The sequence below is a fragment of the Phaeobacter sp. JH20_26 genome (genome assembly GCF_048056275.1).
Classification (GTDB): domain Bacteria; phylum Pseudomonadota; class Alphaproteobacteria; order Rhodobacterales; family Rhodobacteraceae; genus Phaeobacter; species Phaeobacter bryozoorum.
Map to the genome: position 1 here is coordinate 289,236 of NZ_JAYMWL010000013.1, position 21,570 is coordinate 310,805.

At 60.9% G+C, this 21,570-nt stretch carries 20 protein-coding genes and 1 tRNA gene; 12 read left to right on the forward strand and 9 right to left on the reverse strand.

Annotated elements, in window-relative coordinates; genetic code table 11:
* Nucleotides 1-36: 36 nt before the first annotated feature.
* Genes VWY60_RS07160 through VWY60_RS07170 form a run of 3 tightly spaced genes read right to left on the reverse strand, consistent with a single transcriptional unit; the run spans nucleotide 37 to nucleotide 4,245 of the window.
* A complete protein-coding gene (locus VWY60_RS07160; protein WP_416540159.1) occupies nucleotides 37-1,143 on the reverse strand; it encodes a lipocalin-like domain-containing protein in 1,107 nt (368 codons plus the stop codon).
* Entirely contained in the window at nucleotides 1,133-3,583 is a 2,451-nt protein-coding gene (locus VWY60_RS07165; protein ID WP_416540160.1) for an FtsX-like permease family protein, read from the reverse strand. Before VWY60_RS07165 ends, VWY60_RS07160 begins: the two co-directional genes overlap by 11 nt.
* The gene (locus tag VWY60_RS07170) at nucleotides 3,580-4,245 is read right to left on the reverse strand and encodes an ABC transporter ATP-binding protein (RefSeq protein ID WP_416540161.1); all 666 of its coding nucleotides are present in this window, start codon (nucleotides 4,243-4,245) and stop codon (nucleotides 3,580-3,582) included. Before VWY60_RS07170 ends, VWY60_RS07165 begins: the two co-directional genes overlap by 4 nt.
* Before the next feature lie 200 nt (nucleotides 4,246-4,445).
* Between VWY60_RS07170 and VWY60_RS07175 the strand changes: the two genes are divergently transcribed.
* Together VWY60_RS07175 and VWY60_RS07180 are read left to right on the forward strand one after the other, a co-directional pair.
* A complete protein-coding gene (locus VWY60_RS07175) occupies nucleotides 4,446-4,838 on the forward strand; it encodes a hypothetical protein (RefSeq protein WP_340545606.1) in 393 nt (130 codons plus the stop codon).
* Nucleotides 4,839-4,934: 96 nt separating this feature from the next.
* On the forward strand, nucleotides 4,935-5,384 hold the full coding sequence (locus VWY60_RS07180; protein ID WP_340545605.1) for a potassium channel family protein: 450 nt from the start codon (nucleotides 4,935-4,937) through the stop codon (nucleotides 5,382-5,384).
* A 23-nt stretch (nucleotides 5,385-5,407) separates the two neighbouring features.
* Here VWY60_RS07180 and cls read toward each other — a convergent pair whose 3' ends face one another.
* Nucleotides 5,408-6,826, reverse strand: a complete 1,419-nt coding sequence (gene cls, locus VWY60_RS07185) for a cardiolipin synthase (protein ID WP_416540162.1) — start codon at nucleotides 6,824-6,826, stop codon at nucleotides 5,408-5,410.
* 113 nt (nucleotides 6,827-6,939) lie between these two features.
* Here cls and VWY60_RS07190 point away from each other — a divergent pair, with 113 nt between their 5' ends.
* Together VWY60_RS07190 and VWY60_RS07195 are read left to right on the forward strand one after the other, a co-directional pair.
* Complete coding sequence (locus VWY60_RS07190; protein WP_416540163.1) at nucleotides 6,940-7,791, forward strand: YihY/virulence factor BrkB family protein; 852 nt, start codon at nucleotides 6,940-6,942, stop codon at nucleotides 7,789-7,791.
* 173 nt (nucleotides 7,792-7,964) lie between these two features.
* Entirely contained in the window at nucleotides 7,965-8,162 is a 198-nt protein-coding gene (locus tag VWY60_RS07195; protein ID WP_340545602.1) for a hypothetical protein, read from the forward strand.
* 67 nt (nucleotides 8,163-8,229) lie between these two features.
* Here the strand turns inward: VWY60_RS07195 and VWY60_RS07200 are convergent, their stop codons facing one another.
* Nucleotides 8,230-8,985 (reverse strand): RlmE family RNA methyltransferase, encoded by a 756-nt coding sequence (locus VWY60_RS07200; protein WP_340545601.1) that lies wholly within the window; start codon nucleotides 8,983-8,985, stop codon nucleotides 8,230-8,232.
* 71 nt (nucleotides 8,986-9,056) lie between these two features.
* A complete protein-coding gene (locus VWY60_RS07205) occupies nucleotides 9,057-10,169 on the reverse strand; it encodes a Ppx/GppA phosphatase family protein (RefSeq protein ID WP_340545600.1) in 1,113 nt (370 codons plus the stop codon).
* Between the two features lie 323 nt (nucleotides 10,170-10,492).
* Between VWY60_RS07205 and VWY60_RS07210 the strand changes: the two genes are divergently transcribed.
* From VWY60_RS07210 to VWY60_RS07220, 3 genes are read left to right on the forward strand one after another with little or no spacing between them, the layout of a single operon-like run.
* Nucleotides 10,493-10,789, forward strand: a complete 297-nt coding sequence (locus tag VWY60_RS07210) for a virulence factor (RefSeq protein WP_340545599.1) — start codon at nucleotides 10,493-10,495, stop codon at nucleotides 10,787-10,789.
* A gap of 26 nt (nucleotides 10,790-10,815) precedes the next feature.
* Nucleotides 10,816-11,748, forward strand: a complete 933-nt coding sequence (locus VWY60_RS07215) for a methylenetetrahydrofolate reductase (protein ID WP_340545598.1) — start codon at nucleotides 10,816-10,818, stop codon at nucleotides 11,746-11,748.
* A 3-nt stretch (nucleotides 11,749-11,751) separates the two neighbouring features.
* Nucleotides 11,752-12,813 carry a methyltetrahydrofolate cobalamin methyltransferase gene (locus tag VWY60_RS07220; protein WP_340545597.1) on the forward strand — a complete coding sequence of 354 codons (1,062 nt, stop codon included), beginning with the start codon at nucleotides 11,752-11,754 and terminating at the stop codon, nucleotides 12,811-12,813.
* Nucleotides 12,814-13,150: 337 nt separating this feature from the next.
* Here VWY60_RS07220 and VWY60_RS07225 read toward each other — a convergent pair.
* Both VWY60_RS07225 and VWY60_RS07230 read right to left on the reverse strand, forming a co-directional pair.
* A tRNA-Arg gene (locus VWY60_RS07225) sits at nucleotides 13,151-13,227 on the reverse strand.
* A gap of 238 nt (nucleotides 13,228-13,465) precedes the next feature.
* Nucleotides 13,466-14,035: a YcbK family protein gene (locus VWY60_RS07230; RefSeq protein WP_340545596.1), complete on the reverse strand. Its 570-nt coding sequence runs from the start codon at nucleotides 14,033-14,035 to the stop codon at nucleotides 13,466-13,468.
* A 374-nt stretch (nucleotides 14,036-14,409) separates the two neighbouring features.
* Between VWY60_RS07230 and VWY60_RS07235 the strand changes: the two genes are divergently transcribed.
* The 4 genes from VWY60_RS07235 to VWY60_RS07250 are packed head-to-tail and all read left to right on the forward strand — an operon-like array spanning nucleotide 14,410 to nucleotide 18,696.
* Nucleotides 14,410-16,044 carry a L,D-transpeptidase family protein gene (locus tag VWY60_RS07235; protein ID WP_416540164.1) on the forward strand — a complete coding sequence of 545 codons (1,635 nt, stop codon included), beginning with the start codon at nucleotides 14,410-14,412 and terminating at the stop codon, nucleotides 16,042-16,044.
* 38 nt (nucleotides 16,045-16,082) lie between these two features.
* Entirely contained in the window at nucleotides 16,083-17,156 is a 1,074-nt protein-coding gene (gene lpxD, locus VWY60_RS07240) for a UDP-3-O-(3-hydroxymyristoyl)glucosamine N-acyltransferase (protein WP_416538758.1), read from the forward strand.
* Nucleotides 17,157-17,204: 48 nt separating this feature from the next.
* Nucleotides 17,205-17,459 carry an acyl carrier protein gene (locus VWY60_RS07245; RefSeq protein ID WP_340545593.1) on the forward strand — a complete coding sequence of 85 codons (255 nt, stop codon included), beginning with the start codon at nucleotides 17,205-17,207 and terminating at the stop codon, nucleotides 17,457-17,459.
* Nucleotides 17,460-17,487: 28 nt separating this feature from the next.
* A complete protein-coding gene (locus tag VWY60_RS07250; protein WP_340545592.1) occupies nucleotides 17,488-18,696 on the forward strand; it encodes a beta-ketoacyl-[acyl-carrier-protein] synthase family protein in 1,209 nt (402 codons plus the stop codon).
* 103 nt (nucleotides 18,697-18,799) lie between these two features.
* Here VWY60_RS07250 and VWY60_RS07255 read toward each other — a convergent pair whose 3' ends face one another.
* Nucleotides 18,800-19,444, reverse strand: a complete 645-nt coding sequence (locus VWY60_RS07255) for an invasion associated locus B family protein (RefSeq protein ID WP_416540165.1) — start codon at nucleotides 19,442-19,444, stop codon at nucleotides 18,800-18,802.
* A gap of 546 nt (nucleotides 19,445-19,990) precedes the next feature.
* Between VWY60_RS07255 and VWY60_RS07260 the strand changes: the two genes are divergently transcribed.
* Complete coding sequence (locus VWY60_RS07260; RefSeq protein WP_416540166.1) at nucleotides 19,991-21,535, forward strand: helicase HerA-like domain-containing protein; 1,545 nt, start codon at nucleotides 19,991-19,993, stop codon at nucleotides 21,533-21,535.
* The last annotated feature ends 35 nt before the right edge of the window (nucleotides 21,536-21,570 follow it).

The window sequence follows — 21,570 nt, forward strand, 5'->3', positions numbered from 1 at the left end:
GCCCCTTTTTCCGTCGCCCATGCGCCCGGTCTGCCTTTAGTCGGGAGGCGGCGCGTAACCTGTCATCTCCAGATATCCCTTACCGCTGTGGCTGCCGGTGATCCGCACCGGTCCCTCCCAATAGGGAAAGGACATCGCCATCCAGGCCTGCGGGTTCAGCGCGGTGACTTCGATATCGAGGCCGCGTTCGGGCAGGCGCAGGTTCCACTCCGTTGGGACCGCGCGACCGGCAACCTGTGTCAGCCCGCGCGGCGTCGCCTGAAGATGCCCCGGCTCCAGCGGAGAGGGCGTGCCATCGGCTGCGATCCATGTGCCTGAGGTGAACAGGCTGCTGCCCCGCAACTGAAACCCCATCAGCTTTTCGCCACTATCAAAGCGCAGCGAAAACCAGTCCCAGCCGCTCTGATCCTCAGACAGGGGCTGGCTTGACCATTCACGGTCCAGCCAGCCTTCTCCGGTCACCTGCACCGGGCCGCCGGGCAGCTGCAATGTGCCGCTCAGCTGATAGTGCGGCTGGGAATAATAGTAGCTGGCCTGTCCATCCGCCGATTTCACCGAATAGCCGCCATCCCCCTGCAAGACCAAGGGACCATTGGCTGAGAGAGAGAGATCATAGCGAAAATCCTGCCCGGTCGCGCGCAGGCTCAGCGCATCCAGACCGGCATCGCGGCCGCGCATGAACCAATCGTCGATATAGGCCTCAAACGGAGCGGTGGTGACACCGGCCTGCCCAATGCCACCCCGCGCCAGCCGCTCGGCGTGAAAATGGGCATCGGGCGTCGTCAGACCGGCGTGGCCCATCCAGATCTGGGGGTCTTCCCAGGCGGATGCGGTCGGCATCGAACGGGCATCACCCGGTTGCAGGGCAGACCGGAACAGCGTCCACTGAACCCCGTAGTCACGCCCGTCATCTCCGGTCAGATTGGCGGTCAGATACCACCACTCGATGCGGAACTCGGGGTGCGCGCCGTGATCACGCGGGAAAACCAGCTGGGTGCCGCGTGCAGGTACTGCAAACCCGTCCACCTCGGTTCCGAGCCCGGCATATCCCTGCGCCGCAGCCGGACCGGCAAGCCGGATGAGCAGCACCAGCAGCGCGACAAGGCCGCAGAAAATCGCTTGGAGAGCAGGCTTAGCGTTCATTGGCAAAGACCCTCAGCAGATCGGCGGGTTTCAGCTTTGACAGCCGCCGTGCCGGCAGGGCCGCCGCCAGCGCGGCCGCCGCCAGCGCCATCAGGAACAGCCTTAGCCAGTCCAGCGGAAACAGAAACATCGGCAGGCGCCAGCCGAAGGCTTCGACATTGACAACCGCGAGCAATGCCCAGCCCAGCAGCAGGCCGAGAGGCAGGGCAAGCAGGGCCGTCAGCCCGGCCAGGATCACGCTGCGCAGAAGTTCATATCTGGCCAGTTGACGGCGTGTCAGCCCCATCGCCCAGATCGGCGCCAGCTGCGGCAGACGTTGGCTCCAGAGCGTCAGCAGGCTGGTCAGCATTGCAAAGCCAGCGACGCCGAAGGTCAGCAGGTTCAGCGCTCCGGTCACGACAAAAGTACGGTCAAAAATCGCCAGCGACTGCCGTTTAAGCGCGCTCTGGTCGATGAAGGCACTGGACGGCAGATCGAAATCCTGTTGCAGCTGACGGCGCAGGCGCGCCACGTCCTCAACCGGCAGACGCAGGCCGAAACGGCGGTTCTCGATCAGCGGGCGATGCTCCAGCAGGGTGGCGAGACCGACAATCGCCTGCGGGTTGGGGTTACCATAGTCGGAATAGACGCCTGCAATACGCATGTGCCATTCCGGTGCAATCTGCAGCAGATCTCCGGTTTCCAGGTCGCCACGGCGCGCCAGCTGTTCGTTGATCAGCGCGCCGCTGCCGTCGGCCACCTGCTGCCAGACGGTTGCATCGGCCTGCAACAGCGGCCAGTTGTCGCGATAGGTGGCATCATCGACCACACCGTAAACGTCCATCGGGGCGCCGCTGTAGCGCTCATCACTGTGGCGGATGGGCAGGGCGCGGATGCCCCTCTCCGCCAGCCAGGGCAGCACCTCATCGGCCATCTCGTCGCGCGGAAGCGTCATATAGAGCTCCGAGGCCAGCCGTTGATCCAACCAGCCAAGGAAGGTGAGGCGAAAGCTGGAAACCATTGTGCCAACACCGATATTTGTCGCCAGCGCCAGAAGGAGTGCCATCAGCGCCAGCGACAGACCCGGCAGCTGCGCGCGCATGTCCGCCCATAACCAGAGCGTCACCGGGCCACGCGCCATTCGGGTTCCGACCAAGGCCAGCCGCGATAGCGCAAGCGGCAGCAGCAGCGCGGCCCCCAGCATCAGACAGCCGAGAAAGACAAAGCCAGCCAGCAGCCCGTCGAACAGCACCGGTATTGCTGCCGCCGCCAGCACCATCAGCGCACCGGTCGCAGCAGAGAGCCGATGGCCACGCAGCGCCTGCTGACCGCGCGCGGTTGCAGCTGGCGCTGCAAGAATGGGCAATCGCGACAGGCTGTACCAGCTTTGACCACCGGCCAGCATCATGCCTGCCAAGGCCATCGCAAGGCCAGAAAGCACCCAGCCCGGACGCAGGTTCAGGCTGCCATCGACCGAGGCGCCATATAGCCCCGAAAGGGTTGCGCTGACACCGGGAAGGAGAGCCGCCGCGATCAGATAGCCAAGGATCAGGCCAAGCAACGCCGCCACAAGCGTGATTGCCAATAGTTCAGCAAAAACAAGCCAGACCAGAGTGTTGAGCGGTAACCCTAAACTGCGCAGGCTGCGGAACATGCCGCGTCTCTGCTCAATCCCCAATGCGATGGTGCCCTGCACGATGAACAGGCCCACCGCAAAGGACAGCAGCCCAAAGGCGGTGAGGTTGAGGTGAAAACTGCGGGTGAGCTGCGCCGTATCCGCGCCGGTTGATGCGCTCTGCAAACGCAGGTCAGGCACCAGTTCGCCCAGCGATCTGAGCCCGCTGGGTTGCGCATCCAGCACCATCAGGCGGCTGATCGCATCCGGTCGCGCGAGCAGTCGCGCCGCAGTCGCTATGTCACTGATCAAAACGTCTCGGGGAACCGCTGTGCTGCGCGTTGTCGGAGGCAGATCAAGATCGAGGCCGGTCACATCCGTCTCGGGGTGCAAGAACAGGTGACCAGGTGCCAGCAGCAGATCCGCCGGGGAAAGCGCCACAGATGTGTCGCCGTCGGATTCCGTTGCGGTTCCGGCTTCGCTCAGCCGTTCCATCATCGGATGCGAGAGGATATCAATGCCCACCATCTCAAGGCGCCTTCGGTCGGGGCCTTTTTGTTGGTTTGTGAGGTCACCGATCAGTATCGGCGAGAGCTGCCAACCTTCACGTCGCAGCGCAACATATTGGGAAATATTAATATCTCCCTCTGGGTTTACGAGATAGCTTTGTCCGGACGGGGAGATGCGCGCTGCGGCTTCGGCATAGCTTGCACGCGCCTCGGCATTGATCGCCTGCACCGCAGACCAGAGCGCGGTGGCCAGCGCAAGACCGGTGATCAGCATGGCCAATTGCAGCGGGTGCTGACGCCAGTGAGACAGGATCGCGGAGAATGCAGCCGCTCTCATGTCCCGGCCTCACGCAGGCGGCCATTGCTGAGGTGGATTTGCCTGTCTAGCAAGCCCGCAATGGCCTGCGAATGGGTCACGAGCAGCAGCGCCGCGCCAGTTTCCCGCACCAGATCCAGCATCAGCTCCATGACCGAAGCACTTGACGTTTCGTCCAGATTACCCGTCGGCTCATCCGCCAGCAGCAGCTTTGGGCGCAGCGCCAGCGCGCGGGCAATAGCGACCCGCTGCTGCTGTCCGCCAGACAGCTGTTCGGGGTAGCGCCCCTGTAGTTCGGCCAGCCCCAGCCGACGGGTCAATGCCTCGATCCAACTGGCATCAACCGTGTCGGCCAGCCGGGCATGCAGGCTGATGTTCTGACCAACTGTCAGGGCCGGGATCAGGTTGAACTGCTGAAACACCAGGGACACATGTCGTCGCCGCAGCGCCGCGCGCCCTGTGTCATCCAGCTCGGCGAGGGGCACATCATCCACCACTATGCGGCCGCGGTCGAACTGATCCAGCGCGGCCGCCAGATGCAGCAACGTGCTTTTGCCGGATCCGCTGTCTCCGGTGAGTGCGAGGCTGCACCCGGTGGCCAGATCCAGCGAGACACGGTCCAGAACCCGAACAGCGCCGGACGGCCCCGAATAGGACTTGCTGACCTCCTCAATGATTAGCATCGACGTATAACCTTTTGCGGTTGTTATGGTTTGTCCGACTTCGCCGCGATACATCCGGCGACCAGACAGGCTGATCTTGCAGGCTGACCTTTCCGGGGATCCCGGCCCAAGACAACAGATAACATTGACGCGCCCTGATGTAGGCCCCATTTGAAGCTTGCCCATGCAATAATGGGGCTGGGCTCAACAAAGGCTATGCCATGTCGCTGTTCTCACTGCCATTCCGCTGGTCATCACGAGGTCTGGCACCTGCCATTCTGGCCGCTCTGGCAGCGGTGCCGCTGACGGAGGTCGCCGTGGCGCAAACGGCGTCCGGCAGCCGCGAAGCGCTCTGCCGCAGCCGGGCGGAGGCCTACGCCGGCGCGCCGCGCAGTGATGCCCCTGACGGTCTGCGGCTGGGCAATGATCGTGCCGGGATCACTTTCTCCGGGACAGTTCGGATCGGGATCAGTGTGCAGGAGGGCAAGCTGCGCCGCGCGAGATCACGCAGCGGTTCCGAAGCCGAGGACCGCGATGATTACTTCAACACGCCCGAGGCGCAGCGCAAGCGGCTGGTCAAACAGTACTATCGCGATTGCATGTCGCAGCGCTGATTTCGTAGACTGCGCCAAAACCGGAGCCGTGAGCCGAGCCGATCGCGGCTGATCGACAGATCCATCGGCGCAAGGTCAACGAATGAGGGCAGGGACATGACACTCATCCAGCAGCTGCTGCTCGGCAGCCTGTACCTTGGGATCTGCCTTGTCGTGGAGGCTGGGTTGCTGGTGTTCTGCATCCATGTTCTGCGCAGACGGCTTGGCGTGCTGCAACGTGGGCGGCGCTTTGTGCAGATGAGCGCAGTGCTGGCGGTTGCCATCGGGCTGATCGTCTTTGCCCATACGCTGCAGGTCTGGATCTGGGCCACGGCGCTGATTTTCTCTGGTGCCATAGGCGACTGGAATACTGCGATTTATTTCTCGCTCGCGACCTATACCACCCTCGGCTACGGCGATATCGTCCTTGGCGAGGGGATGCGGATCTTTGCCGCGTTCGGCGCGGTTACCGGGCTCTTTGCCTTTGGCATCAGCACGGCGTTTCTGGTGGCTGCATTGCGAGAGGTGTTCCTGCTGGAAGATACCGCGCCGGTGAGAGTACGCTGACCCGTCACCTCGGGCGTGGTGCCCTACAGGATTGGCGCCAGCAGGCGCGCGACAGGCGCACCAAAGCGGATGGTCACCGGTTGCGCGTCCAGATCCGTCTCCAGCAGCGTTGACGATGCCATGTCCTCATCCAGCATCTGCGCCACCTGTTCTGCCGTTTCCGCATCAAAGCACAGCGCCATACTCTCAAAATTCAGCCGGAAAGAACGGTTGTCGAGGTTCATCGTGCCCACCGCCGCAATGGTATCATCCACGACAAAAACCTTCTGGTGCACAAATCCGGCCTGATACCGATAGATTTTGACACCAACCTCGCGCAGGTCGTCAAAATAAGCGTAGGCAGCCAGCCAGGGTGCGTAGTGATCCGCAGTCTCGGGCAAAAGGATACGCACATCGACCCCGCGCATGGCGGCGTTCTTCAACGCAGCCACAACATCCTGATCCGGCACGAAATAAGGCGAGGCAAGCCAGATCCGGGAACGCGCTGCGGAGATGGCAGAGAAATACAGCATCGAGCCGTTGATCGTACTGTCTCCCGGCCCGGTTTCGACCACCAGCGCGGGTTTGCCTGTGCCCTCAACCGGGGCGCAGTCCCAGGTCAGCAGGTCAAGGATCGGATCCTCGGTCAACCAGAACCAATCCTCCGCATAGCCCAGCTGTAGCTGCTGCACGACCGGACCGGTCAACCGCACCTGCGTATCGCGCCAAGCGCCAAAGGCCGGGTCGCGCCCCATGTATTCATCGCCGATATTCATTCCGCCCGTAAAGCCGACACGCCCATCGACGATGACCGTCTTGCGATGGTTCCTGAAGTTCAGGTGAAACCGATGTTTCGGGCCGGGGCGGGTGCTGGGGTCAACCTGATTGACACCTGCCGCCTCCAACGCCTCGCGGTATCGGTTTGACAGCCCGTGACTGCCTACCGCATCCGTCATGAACCAGACAGCAACGCCGCGCGCGCGTGCGTCAAGCAAGGCGGTCTTGAACCGCTGTCCGATCTTGTCATCGCGCACGATGTAGAAATGGACCAGAACGTAATCCTCTGCCGCATCAATGGCCTCGATAATCGCATCGGCGATTTCAGCGCCGTTTTTGAGCAGCTCAAACCCGTTGCCCCGGCAAACCGGATAACCGGCCAGCCGTTCGAAGGGGGCCTGGTTCGCGGCCAGTTGATCGCGGTCCTGTGTGTGAAGATCTGAGTAGACGCGCAGCGCGTTCAGGACCCGCTCCGCCTCGCGCCGGGTGGCGCGATACCTCGAAAACCGGCGTTGCCCGAAAAACAGATAGAGCGGCAGCGCCACCAGCGGAGCGGACAGCAAAAATACCACCCAGCCGATTGCCCCTTGCGGCGTGCGGGCGGTGCGGGCCGCCTTCAAAGAGGCCAGACCCGCAAGCACCCACATCATCAGTACAGCCGATGTGCTTATCGCAATCCAGGCCATCGCCGCGCTCCCTGTCGCATATCTTCTGGCCAAACCTACATCCGGCGGATGGGCTTGGCTATATCTCCCTGAAAGGGCTGGTTTTTAGACGCGAGCTATGAGACCGTCAGGCCATGAGCATCCGACCCTATGTGAAACCCGGCGCCTATGCGTTGTATCTGGCCGCCAAGCGGTTCAACGACAAGAACGGCTGGGTGCTGAGCAGCCATATCGCCATGTCGCTGATGCTCGCCTTGTTTCCCTTTATCCTTTTTACCGTGGCGCTCACCGGTGCGGTGGCGGGGTCACTGTCGGGCGGGGTTGATCTGGAAAACCTGGTCGAGCTGGTCTTTGGCTCCTGGCCGGAAAGCGTCTCGGATCCCATCGTGCGGGAGGTCTATTCGGTGCTTGCCACATCTTCCACCGGGGTGGTCACGCTGGGTGGTGTCATCGCTATCTACTTTGCCTCCAATGGAGTGGATGCGGTGCGTCTGGCAATGGTGCAGGCCTATCATGAACGCGATACCAGGCCGTTCTGGAAGACCCGGAGCCTGTGCATTGGTCTGGTGATCCTGGGGGGGGCGGGCATTATGGCGGCGGCGGTGTTTGAGCTGATCCTGCCGCTTTATGCGCGCCATCTGGCCAGTTTCTTCCCGCAAGTCCCGCTGAAAGGCAACTGGGAGGGCGGTCTGAACGGGGTTCTGGTTGCGGTGATCCCGCTCGTTGCTGTGTTTGCCTTCCACATGCTGCTCCCGGCGAAGCGTCACCGGCTCTCACAGGTGCTGCCGGGGGTGCTGCTGACAGTGGTGCTGTGGTGGGCGGCCGGCCTCGCCTTTGCCATCTACATCAGCAGTTTTGCGGCCTATTCGGCCACCTATGCGGGGCTGGCGGGGGCTATGGCGGCGCTGATCTTTCTCTATCTGAACTCAGCCATTCTGATCCTTGGCGCGGAACTCAATGGGGTGCTGCTGCATCCAACCTCCTGACCTGTCGCAGGCGTTTGCAACCGTCCGAGTGCACCAGCCCGTGCCTGAAGTGAAATTGTTTCGAAAATCGCAACAATAAGGCAGTTCTGCCACGATTGAGCCACGATGCGGCCCAGTGGCCGGTCTATTCTTCGATGAGAACAGCCCGAACGCTCATACGGTACGAGGAACTGATGCGTCTTTTGCAAAGCAAACTTCCGCCCCGCCAATTGGTGCAACGCCTGCTGAAACAGCCTGTCGCGGCGCCTCATCGCATCGAGAAGGACAGCCCGCGCGTGACGCTGCGCGCTGAAGGCACCTCACTGGAAACCATCGCCTTGCAGGCGCTGGCGCTGCGGTCGTTTTCCAGCACTGCTCAGCGCGGCAGCTGATCGCCCAGACCTGAAAGCCGGGGCAGGGCGGCGGTTGCCATGCGCCCGGCCACAGCCCGGTTGGAGATCAATCGTCAGACGCATCCGAAGGCTCACCGCGAAACCCGGTTGCAACCACGAATTTTTCCGAACTGTCCGAACGTGACGATGGCGGTTTGACGTGGAAAACCTTGGTGAATTTCTGCTTCAGCAGCTTTTGCAGATCACCCTCGGCCCCGCCGGCCAATACCTTGGCCACGAAGGTGCCGCCTTCTTCCAGAACGTCGAAGGCAAAATAGGCCGCGGTTTCACAAAGCGAGATAATCCGCAAATGGTCGGTCTGCTTGTGACCGGAACTGGCAGCTGCCATATCCGACATCACCACATCTGCCTTGCCACCAAGCCATTCCTTGACCTTGTCGTCGGCCCCTTCGTCCATGAAATCCAGCTGGTGGAACTCGGCACCCGCAAGCGGCTCGACCTCCTGCAGATCAACGCCGATGATGCGGCCTACCGCCTTACCCGGCTTTTCCCCCAGCGCATTGATCCGCTTCACCGCTACCTGCGCCCAGCCGCCCGGGGCGCAGCCCAGGTCGACCACCCGCGCGCCATTCACAAGGAAGCGGAATTTATCGTCGACTTCCATGATCTTATAGGCTGCGCGCCCACGGTAGCCTTCTGCCTGGGCGCGTTTCACATAAGGGTCGTTCAACTGCCGCTGCAACCAGCGGGTGGAGCTGAGTTTACGCCCACGGGCAGTCTTGACCTTGACCTTCAGGTCACGCTGTCCGCGCCCGGAGGTGTTCTTGCCAGTGGGTGTTTTTCCCGTGGGTGTCTTTGCCATATTTGCTGTTCCCTGTCGTCCGTGGCCGCATCGGGGCCAACTGTCGGACGCTCAAATCCTGTGTGTGGCCGTCAGAACGGCCCGTCTTCCAGAACGCCATCGGCGCTCATCTGTGCATAAAGCAGGCCTTCGCGCAGGCCCCGGTCCGCAACGGACAACCTGTCCGTCGGCCAGCACCGCAAGAGCGCCTGTAGAATTGCCGCCCCCGACATGATCAGCGCCTGACGGTCTTCGCCAATACGCGGGTCGCTGCGGCGTCCCTGAGGGCCGAGTTCTAAATAAGAGCGGATAACCTTGTCAATCTGATCGCTGGTCATGCGCAGCCCGTCCACCTTGGTCCGGTCATAGCGTTTCAGCCCCAGATGCGAGGCGGCAACGGTGGTGACGGTGCCAGAGGTGCCAACGATCTGAAAGCCCTGTCGGGTCTGCTCGTCCTTATAGGGCGCAAAATCGGCGAGGTTCTCTTCAAAGAACCAGCTCATCAGGGCAAAACGGGCCGCGTCATCCTCGACGTCGTGGAACTGATCGCGCAGCGTCGCGACCCCAAGTGGTACTGAGATCCAGTCAACAACCTTGGCCGCGGGAAAGGGGCTTTCAACGGGATGAAACCCTGCGTGCAGCCGCATGATGGCGGATGGCCGGTCACGGCGCGGGATCGAGGAGATGTCGATCCAGACCAGTTCGGTGGAGCCGCCGCCAATATCGACCACCAGCAGCTGATCCGTCTTCGTCGACACCAGCGGCGCGCAGGAAATCACTGCCAGACGCGCTTCTTCCTCGGGTTGGATGATCTCCAGCGTCAGACCGGTCTCGCGGCGCACCTGACGAATGAACTCTCGCGCGTTCTTCGCCCGACGACAGGCCTCAGTCGCGACCAGCCGCATCCGTTTCACCCGGTTACGTTTGAGCTTTTGCTGACAGATACGCAGAGCCTGGATAGTGCGCGCCATCGACGCGCGCGACAAGCGCCCGGTCCGCTCCAAACCGGCGCCAAGTTGCACCGATTTTGAAAAGCTGTCCACCACATGGAAGCCGCTGCCCTTGGGTTGGGCAATCAGCATCCGGCAGCTATTTGTCCCCAGATCGAGCGCCGCATAGAGCGCATCAGGATCTGGGCGGGCCGGTGCAGGGCTCTCTACCACTCGGGGAAATGCGCCCGCACCTTTGGAACGCCTGGGCGCCATGATTCACGCCCTCCGATAATCGTGTTGATCCAAGCATATGTGGGCTGACCGCCACGTGCAAGGTGGCCCGAATGCCCCGATGACGATTTGCCGATTGACGAATTGACGTTTCTTGAACGGTTTTGAGCGCTTTGCCGATCAAATTCATAAAGCTGTTGAATATTATGAGGGCGCTGACCGGTAGCCAGCCCGGCCCGCCGTTGCTATCCAGAAGCGACCCGGAAAAGGTCGCTCAGAACCAATGTCAGGTCGAAATCCGACGAACGCGCCCGGCGATGCCACACTAGAAACGCAACTACACAGACGCAAAGGAAGCTCAGGCAATGCCCGACGTCACCATCGTATATTGGCGCGACATCCCAGCACAGATCATCGTCGGCAAAGGCCGTCGCGGGGCCAAACGTCAATTGGAAGAGCGGTTTGAACAAGCCATCGACCGTGCGGCAATGAAGGTGAACGCGAAGGACGCCGACGCCTATCTCGCGGAATGGCGCAAGGCTGCGCCCTACGCCATGGATGGTGAACCGGCCGATATCGCCGAGGCCGAGGCCAAGCGTCTGGAAGCGGATTATGATCAGGACCGGCTCAAGACACTGATCGCTAACGACGGATGGGCATGAGCCTGACATCTTTTTGGGAGGCCACGATGGCTTTGTTGAACTTCAAGAAACGCGATGCTGGCGTAGCGCAGCCCAGCAGCCCCGAGGTCGAGGCCTTTCTGGAAAACTACTCGATCGAGGTGATGCCCCGTACCGCGGCCAAGGTCGAGAGCTTCCGCGATCTGCTGCCCGCAGGCACCCGCGTCTACATCGCCCATATCGAAGGTACGCCGATCGAGGAAATGGTGGAAACCGCCAAGCGGCTCAATGCCGAAGGCTACCCGGTGATGCCGCATTTTCCCGCGCGGATCATCCAGGACGAGGCCACGCTGGCCGACTGGATCGCCCGCTATCAGGGGGAGGCCGATGTCAAGCAGGCGCTGTTGCTGGCCGGTGGTGTTGCCAAACCTCATGGTGCCTTTGACAGCTCCATGCAGCTCTTGGAAACAGGATTGTTCGACAAGGCCGGGTTCACCAACCTGCATGTTGCGGGCCACCCCGAAGGCAACAAGGATATCGATCCTGACGGCAGCATGAAGAACGTCTCGGATGCGCTTCTGTGGAAACAGAAATTCTCCGAACGCACCGATGCGAAGATGGCGCTGGCAACCCAGTTCGCCTTTGAGGCGAAGCCGATCATCGAATGGGCCGACAGCATCAAGGCCGCAGGCGTAGATCTGCCGATCCATATCGGCATTGCCGGCCCGGCCAAACTGCAGACGCTGATCAAATTCGCCATCGCCTGCGGTGTTGGACCGTCCCTCAAGGTGCTGCAAAAGCGCGCGATGGATGTCTCCAAGCTGCTGCTGCCCTATGAGCCGACAGATGTGATTGCCGAGCTGGCCGCCCACAAGGCCGCCAACCCCGATTTCAACATCACCAATGTGCATTTCTTCCCGCTGGGTGGCATTAAGACCAACGCCACCTGGGCCATCAACAACGGCGGCGCAGCAGCGCAGCCGGTCAATTCCCAAGGATAAAAAATGACCCGTACCGTCGTAGAATCTAAGACAAAAACCGCAATCCTGGGATTTGATGAGCCGTTCTGTGTGATCGGCGAACGGATCAACCCCACAGGCCGCAAGAAACTCGCGGCCGAGTTGGAAGCCGGCGATTTCTCCACCGTTGAACAAGACGCGATTGCGCAGGTGATGGCCGGCGCCAACATCCTCGATATCAACGCGGGCGTTGTCTACAACTCCAACCCGAACCCGAACGAGACCGAACCGCCGCTGATGACCAAGATCGTCCAGCTGGTGCAAGGTCTTACCGACACGCCGCTCTGCATCGACTCCTCGGTGCCCGGCGCGCTTGAAGCCGGTCTGCAGGCCGCCGAGGGCCGTCCGCTGCTGAACTCGGTCACCGGCGAGGAAGAGCGCCTGGAGCACGTGCTGCCGCTGGTCAAAAAGTACAACGTGCCGGTCGTGGCCATTTCCAACGACGACACCGGCATCTCCGAAGATCCCGACGTCCGCTTTGCCGTCGCCAAGAAGATCGTCGAGCGCGCCGCAGATTTCGGCATTCCTGCCCATGACATCGTGGTTGACCCGCTGGTGATGCCGATTGGTGCGATGGCAACCGCAGGCCAGCAAGTCTTTGCACTGGTTCGCCGTCTGCGTGAAGAACTGGGCGTGAACACCACCTGTGGTGCCTCGAACGTCTCCTTTGGCCTGCCGAACCGTCACGGCATCAACAATGCCTTCCTGCCGATGGCGATGGGCGCGGGGATGACCTCTGCGATCATGAACCCAGTGGCACTGCCGGTAACCCAGAAGAAGATTGCCGAAAAGAGAGCCGAAGTGGAGGCCGCCGGGATCATCCTGCCCGAGGGCATGGAAGACGAGGCCTTTGTTCAGATGTTCGGTCTTGGATCCACCAAGCCACGTCCGGGCAAGGAGATGGAAGCGATCCGCGCCGCCAACCTGCTGACCAACAACGATCCTCACGGTGGTGAATGGATCAAGGCCAACAAAGAGCCGGCAAAAGAGGGCGAGGAAAGCCGTGGTCGCGGTGGTCGCGCCGGCAGCCGTCGCCGTCGCGCCTGACTCGCCGCCCATACAAGCTACGAGAGGTCAGACCACTGGTCTGGCCTCTTTTTTTTGCCTGGAAATCCAGTTGTTTCGCAAGCTGTCTGGCGCGGGGCTGCGGCGTCCCGATTGGCGCTAAAACGAGCGACCCACGGGTAAAACCATTCCTGAATGGACGCAGGCCGCTCTCTCCCGCCCCGGATTTGTCGGGATTAACCAATAATAGTGCGAGGGCGCAACAGCGTCCACTTATGGCCCTTGGACCGGCAAGCCCTTGCCACACAGCCCGCGCAACACAAGCACAGCACACAGTCGCCAGCGGCATCGGTGCATATGTGAAATATGGTGTGAGAGATGGCGCACCTGAGAGGATTCGAACCTCTGGCCTCTGCCTTCGGAGGGCAGCGCTCTATCCAGCTGAGCTACAGGTGCCTATATGCGTCGTATAGCTGCCGCGCGGTGGCTCTGCAATGGCAAAAAACATGGGAACCATAATTCAATTCAGGCGTTTGTGATCTGTATGATTATGCAGCGAATGGACATTGGGCAGACTATGGTGCGCGCGGGGAACTCGCTGAATTCAGACGTCAGAGCACAGCAAAAAACCCATGTTGTCGGGCAACATGGGCTTGCAAAGGCTCGGGACACGAGAACAGGCGAGGCAGGCTGTTTAGCCGTTCCAGCTGCGGACAACACCGCAGTCCATATGAACGAAATTCGAGCCGCTGTATTTGCCAACGCCACCGGCACGGCAGGCCATTGCGGCTTTCGCCATCTGCGATACGGAGCGCGAGGAGAGCCGCAGGTCAGCGGCCTGGCCGCGCATGTGAAGCGAGTTCTTCGCAACCCCGCGCGAGCGGCTGCGCAGCATCGCGTTGGTTTTCGGGCTGCGGTAGCCCGACAGCATCATATAGGGTTCATTCACATCAAGAAGATTGTGGGAGGCGGCCATGATGTCGATCGTACGCAGGTCGATTTCCTTGACCTGATCGTTGCGCCAGTCGCGCATGAAGTGGTTCACTTCCTTGATCGCATCCTTGATGTATTTGCCGTCGATCCAATACACCATGTCGATCCGCTCACCGGTGCGGCCTGAGTACATCCGGATCCGCCGGATATCGCCTGCGCCGCGCAGGAAGCCCGCTGCATTGGAGAAGGTCGGAGCGGCGACCATGGTTGTTGCCGCGAACGCACCCAATAGAGCACGACGGGAGAAACCCGATTTTTCAGTTTTAGCCATTGTCACTGCGCTGTCCCGTACGCCTGATGTCTCTGCCTGTGCCCGATGTTACGGACAGGGTGTGGTCCTGTTTCCACGCGAGAACTGTATTGCACATACAGAATCGCGCGCCAAGTTTTGAATGTTGCAGCTCGACATGAACTGTGATTTTCGGCAATTTTTTGCGCAAAAGGGAAATAAATGGTTAATTTCCCCTCAATGTGTCGTGGCGATCACGGCCCGAGTGGCCGTAATTGAGACCGATAAGACGCAGGTGCCTGTTGCCTGTTTGCTCTGTTTAAAATGTGAATGGACAGCGGGGGCTGGCGTTCACCAGGATTTCATGTAGGCAACTGCAGACTGTGAAAAGCAATTCATTTGAGGACCGTACCCATATGTCGCCTGTGTTGATGACCCGTGCCATTTCGACCGTTGGCCCGACGCTGAAGGCGGGAGTTTTTGCACTTGCACTGGGCGGGGTTGCCTTTGCCATGCCCTCCGGTGCCAGGGCAGAGGTGACGGCGTTCAAACAGGCGGTTGCCGAAGCGGCCTCAGCAAGCGACCCGGTTGCAGCGTTTTACCGCGAAACGGGCTATGCTGCGATCTGGACCGGCAGCGATGATGCCGCGCGCATCCGGCGCGCAGCGCTGTTTCGCGCCCTGCAGGAGGCCCCGGTTCACGGGCTTCCGGATCGCAGCGCCGAAATAGATGCGCTGATGGAGCTGCTGAGCCAGGTTCGGACCACCCGTGACCTCGGTCGTGCCGAAGTCGCGATGAGCCGCGCGCTAGTGGGCTATGCCAGCGACCTGCAAACTGGTCTGCTTGAACCGCGCCGGATCGACGATGGTATCGTCCGCGAGAAGCACCAACCGGATTTCGCCGCCTATCTGATCGGGATCCGTGATCAGTCTCCTGTGGCCTATCTGCGCAGCCTGGCGCCGCAAAGCGCCCAGTATCAGGCGCTGCTGCGTGAGAAGATGCGACTGGAAAAGCTGCAGGCGGCCGGCGGCTGGGGCCCACGGGTTGCGGCACAGAAACTGGAACGTGGCGACAATGGCCCGGCGGTGATTGCCCTGCGCAATCGTCTTATTGCGATGGGGTATCTGCCACGCAGCGCAGCGCGCAGCTATGATGGCGCGCTGGAGCAGGCCGTGCAGGCGTTCCAATCCGATCACGGGCTGACCGCCGATGGGGTCGCCGGTGGCGGGACAATCGCGGAAATCAACAAACCGGTTTCGGACCGGCTCAAATCCGTTCTGGTAGCGATGGAGCGCGAACGCTGGCTGACCCCGGATCGCGGCAACCGTCATATTCTGGTCAATCAGACCGATTTCACCGCAAAGATCATCGACAATGGCGAAGTGACCTTTGTGACCCGCTCTGTCATCGGCAAGGACAATGCCGACCGACGCTCGCCGGAATTCTCTGACGAGATGGAGCATATGGTGATCAATCCCAGCTGGTACGTGCCCCGGTCCATCGTGACCAAGGAATATCTGCCCAAGCTGCGCAGCAACCCCAACGCGGTGAGCCATATCGAAATCACCGACAGTCGGGGCCGCAAGGTGAATCGCGCAACCGCTGATTTCTCCAAATATACCGCGCGCACCTTCCCCTTTGCCATGCGCCAGCCGCCCAGCAGCAAGAACGCGCTGGGGCTGGTGAAGTTCATGTTCCCGAACAAATACAATATCTATCTGCATGACACACCGCAGAAGAGCCTGTTCCAGCGTGAGGTCCGCGCCTTCTCGCATGGCTGCATCCGGCTCGCGCAACCATTTGAATTTGCTTACGCTTTGCTGGCTCGCCAGACTGAAAACCCAAAGGATTTCTTTCACCGTATTCTGAACAGCGGCAAGGAGACCAAGGTGGTCCTTGATCAGAAGGTTCCGGTGCATATTATCTATCGGACCGCCTTTGTGTCCTCAAAAGGGCAGCCCGAATACCGTCGCGACATCTACGGTCGTGACGCCAAGGTATGGGCCGCGTTGGAACGGGCAGGGGTGGTGTTGCCGGGCGTACAAGGGTAATCCTCGGGCCCAAAGGCAACAGACCGGAAGGGCCCGACATGTTTACAGTCCGCGAAATCGCCGCCTCTCTTCAGGCAGAGGCCGCAGGAGATCTGGACCTGGTGGTGCAGCGCGCCGCTGAACCGCAGGATGCAGGCCCCGATGATCTGGCCATGGCCATGGCCCCGAAATACGCCGAAACCCTGAACGAAGGCAGCGCCCGCGTCGGATTGGTCTGGGAGGGCGCCGACTGGCAGGCGATGGGGCTGAAGGCCGCCATCTTTGCCCCGCGCCCGCGCCTCGCGATGGGCGGTGTGACCCGGCTGCTGGACCAGGGACAGGGCTTTGGCGATGAAATTCACCCCAGCGCTGTGATCGACCCCTCCGCAGAACTGGGCGAGAATGTCTCCGTCGGCCCTCTGGCGGTGATCGCCGCGGGTGCGCGGATCGGCGCAGGGTCAGTGATTGGCCCGCAGTGCTACATCGGGGCGGATGTCACCATCGGCACCGAGGCGCAGCTGCGCGAAGCTGTCAGCATTGGTGCCCGTGCCACCATCGGTGATCGCTTTCGCGCCCAGCCCGGCGCACGGATTGGCGGCGACGGGTTTTCCTATGTGACACCGGAGGTCTCCGGAGTGGAAACCGCGCGCAAAACCATGGGCGATCAAGGCGATAGCAAGGCGCAGAGCTGGCTGCGGATCCATTCGCTCGGCGCAGTCGAGATTGGCGATGACGTCGAACTCGGCACCAATTGCACCATTGATAATGGCACCATCCGCAACACCGTGATCGGCAGCGGCAGCAAGCTCGATAACCTCGTTCATATTGGCCATAACACCCGTGTCGGCCGGGACTGTCTGCTTTGTGGTCAGACCGGGATTTCAGGCTCCGTCGATATTGGCAACAACGTGGTTCTGGGCGGTCAGACCGGGGTTGCCGACAATATCTTTATCGGTGACGGGGTGATTGCCGGGGGCGGAACCAAGATCCTGTCAAACGTGCCCGCAGGCCGTGTGGTGATGGGCTATCCCGCTGTCAAAATGGAGACACATACCGAGATGTATAAGGGGCAGCGGCGTCTGGGCCGTCTGATGCGCGACATCGAGGCGCTGAAGAAGGCGGTTTTCAAATAACGGCGCACCACTTACATGACGCAAAATACCACTGATCAGGGATCCCTCATGAGCACGCAGGACAAGGTCATCGCCATCATCGCCGAACAGGCTGTGCTGGAACCATCGGATGTGACACTCGACAGCACATTGGAAGACCTCGGTATCGATAGCCTTGGCCTTGTCGAGAGTATCTTTGCCATTGAGGAAGAGTTCGACATCACCATCCCCTTCAACGCAAATGAACCGGACAAGAGCGATTTCGACATCTCCAATGTCGCTGCGATCATCGTCGGCATTGATAAGCTGATCGCCGAAAAATAACGATGTTCAGCGGGGTTGGAGGCACAAGATGAACCGGGTTGTCATCACTGGCATGGGGACAATCAATGCCCTTGGCCATACGGTGGCCGACACGCTGGCCTCAATGGCCGAAGGTCGCTGTGGCATCGGAGAACTCGATTTTCGCGACGTTGACCGCCTGTCGATCCGCATCGGCGGACAGGTGCGCGGGTTTGAGGCCGAGGGCCGGTTCAACCGGCAACAGATGAGCCTTTATGATCGTTTCACCCAATTCACGCTGACCGCCGCAAAAGAGGCGATTGAGCAGTCGGGGTTGGAGTTTCACGGCGAGCTGTCTCAGAAATCCGGCGTGGTGCTTGGGACGGCCGGCGGCGGGGTCTCGACCTGGGACGACAATTATCGCTCGGTTTACGAGGACGGCAAAAACCGGGTCCACCCCTTTGTCGTGCCCAAGCTTATGAACAATGCCGCAGCCAGCCATGTCTCGATGGAACATAATCTGAAGGGGCCGAGCTTTACCGTCTCGACAGCCTGCGCCTCTTCAAATCATGCCATGGCCCAGGCGTTTCAGATGGTCCGCTCCGGGATGGCGCCGGTGATGATCACCGGTGGATCTGAATCGATGCTCTGCTTTGGCGGCGTCAAAGCCTGGGAAGGGCTGCGGGTCATGTCACGGGATGCCTGCCGCCCATTCAGTGCCAACCGCAACGGCATGGTGCAGGGCGAGGGGGCCGGGATCTTCGTTTTTGAAAACTATGATCACGCCCGCGCCCGCGGCGCCGATATCATCTGCGAGGTCATCGGCTTTGCCATGTCCTCGGATGCGGCAGATATCGTCATGCCCAGCAAACAGGGCGCCGCGCGCGCCATTGCCGGCGCGCTGCAGGACGCAAAGGTCAACCCCGAGGACGTCGGCTACGTCAACGCCCATGGCACCGGAACCGCCGCCAACGACAAAACGGAATGCGCGGCCGTGGCGGATGTCTTTGGGCCCCATGCGGATAATCTGATGATGTCCTCGACCAAATCCATGCACGGCCATCTGATCGGCGGCACCGGAGCGGTCGAACTGCTGGCCTGCATCATGGCGCTGCGTGACGGTATCGTTGCGCCAACCATCGGTTATGAGGAACCTGATCCGGAATGCGCGCTGGACGTGGTTCCGAATGAGGCACGGCAGGCCAATGTGACCGTCGCCCTCAGCAATGCCTTTGCCTTTGGCGGGCTGAACGCGGTGCTTGCCCTGCGCAAGATCTGAGCGATCGCCAGCCGCAGAGCCGAAAAAAACCGCCGCATCCTGATCCAGGGTGCGGCGGTGATCGTTTTCTGGACAGCGGCTTTCTGTTTGCCGCACCGGATGTTTATTGCTTCACAACGTCCACGACATTGTAACCGGCGGTAAATCCGCTGAGCGACAGCTCCATATTGATCACCTGATCCGGCGCTGGTGCGGGGCGCAGGCTCAGCGTGGCGATCTTGCCTTTTTTGAACGCGGCGATATCGGTCTCGGTCAGCCCGATCTGGGCGACGCAGCCCATTGGGCTACAGAAGGAATAATTATACCGCTTGCCGGGGGCGCCATCGATGGAAATGGTCAGCGCGGCCGGCAGCAAGGTTTCAAGCGGCACGATCACCGTCGCACCGGCGACAGCCTGGCTGCCTTCCTGATCAATCCGGAACAGCGAAAACTCCGCCATCGGATTGCCGTTGTCGTCGGACATGATCTGCAACAGCGAACAGGGATCGGTTTCTTCCTCGGTCTTGACGCAGGCCAGATCCCAATCGCCATGGGTTTCTTTGGAATAGCGCTGCCCCAGCTTGGGGCCATCCTGTACGGGCTGGCCAAGATCCAGAACCTCGTCGGCTTTTGGTGCCTCCGTGGCTGTGGCATCTGCGGCGGGCTGGCTCTCTTCGGTCTCGGCCGCCCCGGCGGTCTCCTGCGCCATCAGCGGCAGCGGCAGCGCCATCAGCGCGGCCAGGGTCATCGGGGTCAGGGACTTGATCATGATTGCCTCATCTATCCTGTGGTGTCGGATTCGATGTAGCATGGCCGAACCCCGGTGTCAGGCCAATAACCATGTTTGCCCGCTTCACTGGCGGGGAATTGACCGGATCGCGCGTCACGACTGGAAGCACTTGGAACAAAACAAAAAAGGGAGCATAACTGCCCCCTTTTTCGTATTTTTTCTCCCCGTCGGACTGGCCGACTTAGTTATTGGGAGGACGTTACGAAAGGGTCGGCCATCGGTCAACATGGAAAGAGAAAAAAATGTCGCAGTTGGTGGAATAATTGACGCCTACGCCCATAGCGCGCGCAATATGCACAAAACACCTGCCCACAAGGCGCAGCTGATCGCCACGGGCCGGCCGCGAGCGCAAAAAAAAAGGCCGTGCCCGAAGCACGGCCCAGTCTGACAGGGAGGAAATGTCCGCCGACACAACCGCATGATGGTCGACGGGCAATTATCACTCTCGCATTCAAAGGTTAATTTTGTATTTTCATTTGAGACCGATCGCATTTTTCGCGGGATCACAACAGTCAGGGGCAGATCATGCAGGACAAACTCTTTATCGGCGGCGGTGGCGAAGCCTATGCCGATCCACAGGCGCTGGCGCTGAAATATGCCAATCGTCACGGGTTGATCGCCGGAGCAACCGGCACGGGCAAGACGGTCACGCTACAGATCCTCGCCGAGAGTTTCTCCAATGCCGGCGTGCCGGTAATCCTGTCGGATGTGAAGGGCGATCTGTCCGGCCTGGCGAAATCCGGCAGCGCCGACCATAAGCTACATGATGCCTTTACCAGCCGGGCGACCAAGATCGGCTTTGACGACTACCGCTACCATGCCTGCCCGGTCACCTTCTGGGATCTCTACGGTGAGCAGGGGCATCCGGTCAGGACGACCGTGGCCGAGATGGGGCCATTGCTGCTGGCGCGGCTGTTGGAACTGAGCGAGGCACAGGAGGGCATCCTGAACATCGCCTTCCGTCTCGCGGATGAGGAAGGTCTGGCGCTGCTGGACCTGAAGGATCTACAGGCGCTGCTGGTCTGGGTGGGTGAAAACCGCGCGCAGCTATCGCTGCGCTACGGCAATGTCTCCACAGCCTCAATCGGGGCAATCCAGCGGCGGCTGCTGGTGCTGGAGAACCAGGGCGGGGCGCAGCTCTTTGGCGAGCCGGCCCTGGCGCTGAGCGACCTGATGCGCGGCACCGCTGACGGGCGTGGCATGGTCAATATCCTCGCCGCTGACAAACTGATGGCGGCGCCGGGACTATACGCAACATTCCTGCTCTGGCTGCTGAGCGAGCTGTTCGAGGAGCTGCCAGAGGTTGGCGATCCTGAAAAGCCCCGGCTGGTGTTTTTCTTCGACGAGGCGCATCTGCTCTTTGATGATGCCCCCAAGGCGCTCATAGACAAGGTGGAACAGGTGGCGCGTCTGATCCGTTCCAAAGGGGTCGGGATCTATTTTATCACGCAGAACCCGGCTGACGTGCCGGAAGACATCCTTGGCCAGCTTGGCAACCGCATCCAGCACGCGCTGCGGGCATTTACCGCGCGCGACCGGAGAAACCTGCGCATGGCGGCCGAAACCTACCGTGAGAATCCACGGTTCTCAACCGAGGAGGCGATCCGCGAGGTCGGCGTCGGTGAGGCGGTTACCTCGATGTTGCAGAAAAAAGGTGTCCCCGGCGTTGTTGAGCGCACGCTGATCCGCCCGCCCAGTTCTCAACTCGGCCCGATCACCGCTGAGGACCGCAGGGCAATCTTGCAGAGCTCGGACATGGCCGGGAAATATGACCAGACCACCGACCGGCGGTCCGCCTATGAAATCCTTGCGGAACGCGCCGCAAAAGCCGCCGCCGAGGCTGAGGCCGCAGAAGATTACGCCGAAGCGGCACCCGAACCGATGGCACGCGAATATAACGCCGGGCGGCGCTATTCAGGCAGCCGGGTCAGCCGGTCCTCCGCGCGGCGGGTAAAACCACGCGACAGTTTTGCCTCAGCCATGTCCGAGGCGGTCATCAAGGAATTGAAAGGAACCACCGGTCGAAGGCTTGTGCGCGGCATCCTCGGCGGTCTGTTCAAGGGGCGGTGAGCCGGCCCGACCTGTCAGAGCAAAACAAAACGCCG

Bases quoted from the DNA above. Each gene is read 5' to 3' on its own strand.
- VWY60_RS07160 (WP_416540159.1), bottom strand. From the start codon at position 1,143: ATGAACGCTAAGCCTGCTCTCCAAGCGATTTTCTGCGGCCTTGTCGCG.
- VWY60_RS07165 (WP_416540160.1), bottom strand. From the start codon at position 3,583: ATGAGAGCGGCTGCATTCTCCGCGATCCTGTCTCACTGGCGTCAGCAC.
- VWY60_RS07170 (WP_416540161.1), bottom strand. From the start codon at position 4,245: ATGCTAATCATTGAGGAGGTCAGCAAGTCCTATTCGGGGCCGTCCGGC.
- VWY60_RS07175 (WP_340545606.1), top strand. From the start codon at position 4,446: ATGTCGCTGTTCTCACTGCCATTCCGCTGGTCATCACGAGGTCTGGCA.
- VWY60_RS07180 (WP_340545605.1), top strand. From the start codon at position 4,935: ATGACACTCATCCAGCAGCTGCTGCTCGGCAGCCTGTACCTTGGGATC.
- cls (WP_416540162.1), bottom strand. From the start codon at position 6,826: ATGGCCTGGATTGCGATAAGCACATCGGCTGTACTGATGATGTGGGTG.
- VWY60_RS07190 (WP_416540163.1), top strand. From the start codon at position 6,940: ATGAGCATCCGACCCTATGTGAAACCCGGCGCCTATGCGTTGTATCTG.
- VWY60_RS07195 (WP_340545602.1), top strand. From the start codon at position 7,965: ATGCGTCTTTTGCAAAGCAAACTTCCGCCCCGCCAATTGGTGCAACGC.
- VWY60_RS07200 (WP_340545601.1), bottom strand. From the start codon at position 8,985: ATGGCAAAGACACCCACGGGAAAAACACCCACTGGCAAGAACACCTCC.
- VWY60_RS07205 (WP_340545600.1), bottom strand. From the start codon at position 10,169: ATGGCGCCCAGGCGTTCCAAAGGTGCGGGCGCATTTCCCCGAGTGGTA.
- VWY60_RS07210 (WP_340545599.1), top strand. From the start codon at position 10,493: ATGCCCGACGTCACCATCGTATATTGGCGCGACATCCCAGCACAGATC.
- VWY60_RS07215 (WP_340545598.1), top strand. From the start codon at position 10,816: ATGGCTTTGTTGAACTTCAAGAAACGCGATGCTGGCGTAGCGCAGCCC.
- VWY60_RS07220 (WP_340545597.1), top strand. From the start codon at position 11,752: ATGACCCGTACCGTCGTAGAATCTAAGACAAAAACCGCAATCCTGGGA.
- VWY60_RS07230 (WP_340545596.1), bottom strand. From the start codon at position 14,035: ATGGCTAAAACTGAAAAATCGGGTTTCTCCCGTCGTGCTCTATTGGGT.
- VWY60_RS07235 (WP_416540164.1), top strand. From the start codon at position 14,410: ATGTCGCCTGTGTTGATGACCCGTGCCATTTCGACCGTTGGCCCGACG.
- lpxD (WP_416538758.1), top strand. From the start codon at position 16,083: ATGTTTACAGTCCGCGAAATCGCCGCCTCTCTTCAGGCAGAGGCCGCA.
- VWY60_RS07245 (WP_340545593.1), top strand. From the start codon at position 17,205: ATGAGCACGCAGGACAAGGTCATCGCCATCATCGCCGAACAGGCTGTG.
- VWY60_RS07250 (WP_340545592.1), top strand. From the start codon at position 17,488: ATGAACCGGGTTGTCATCACTGGCATGGGGACAATCAATGCCCTTGGC.
- VWY60_RS07255 (WP_416540165.1), bottom strand. From the start codon at position 19,444: ATGATCAAGTCCCTGACCCCGATGACCCTGGCCGCGCTGATGGCGCTG.
- VWY60_RS07260 (WP_416540166.1), top strand. From the start codon at position 19,991: ATGCAGGACAAACTCTTTATCGGCGGCGGTGGCGAAGCCTATGCCGAT.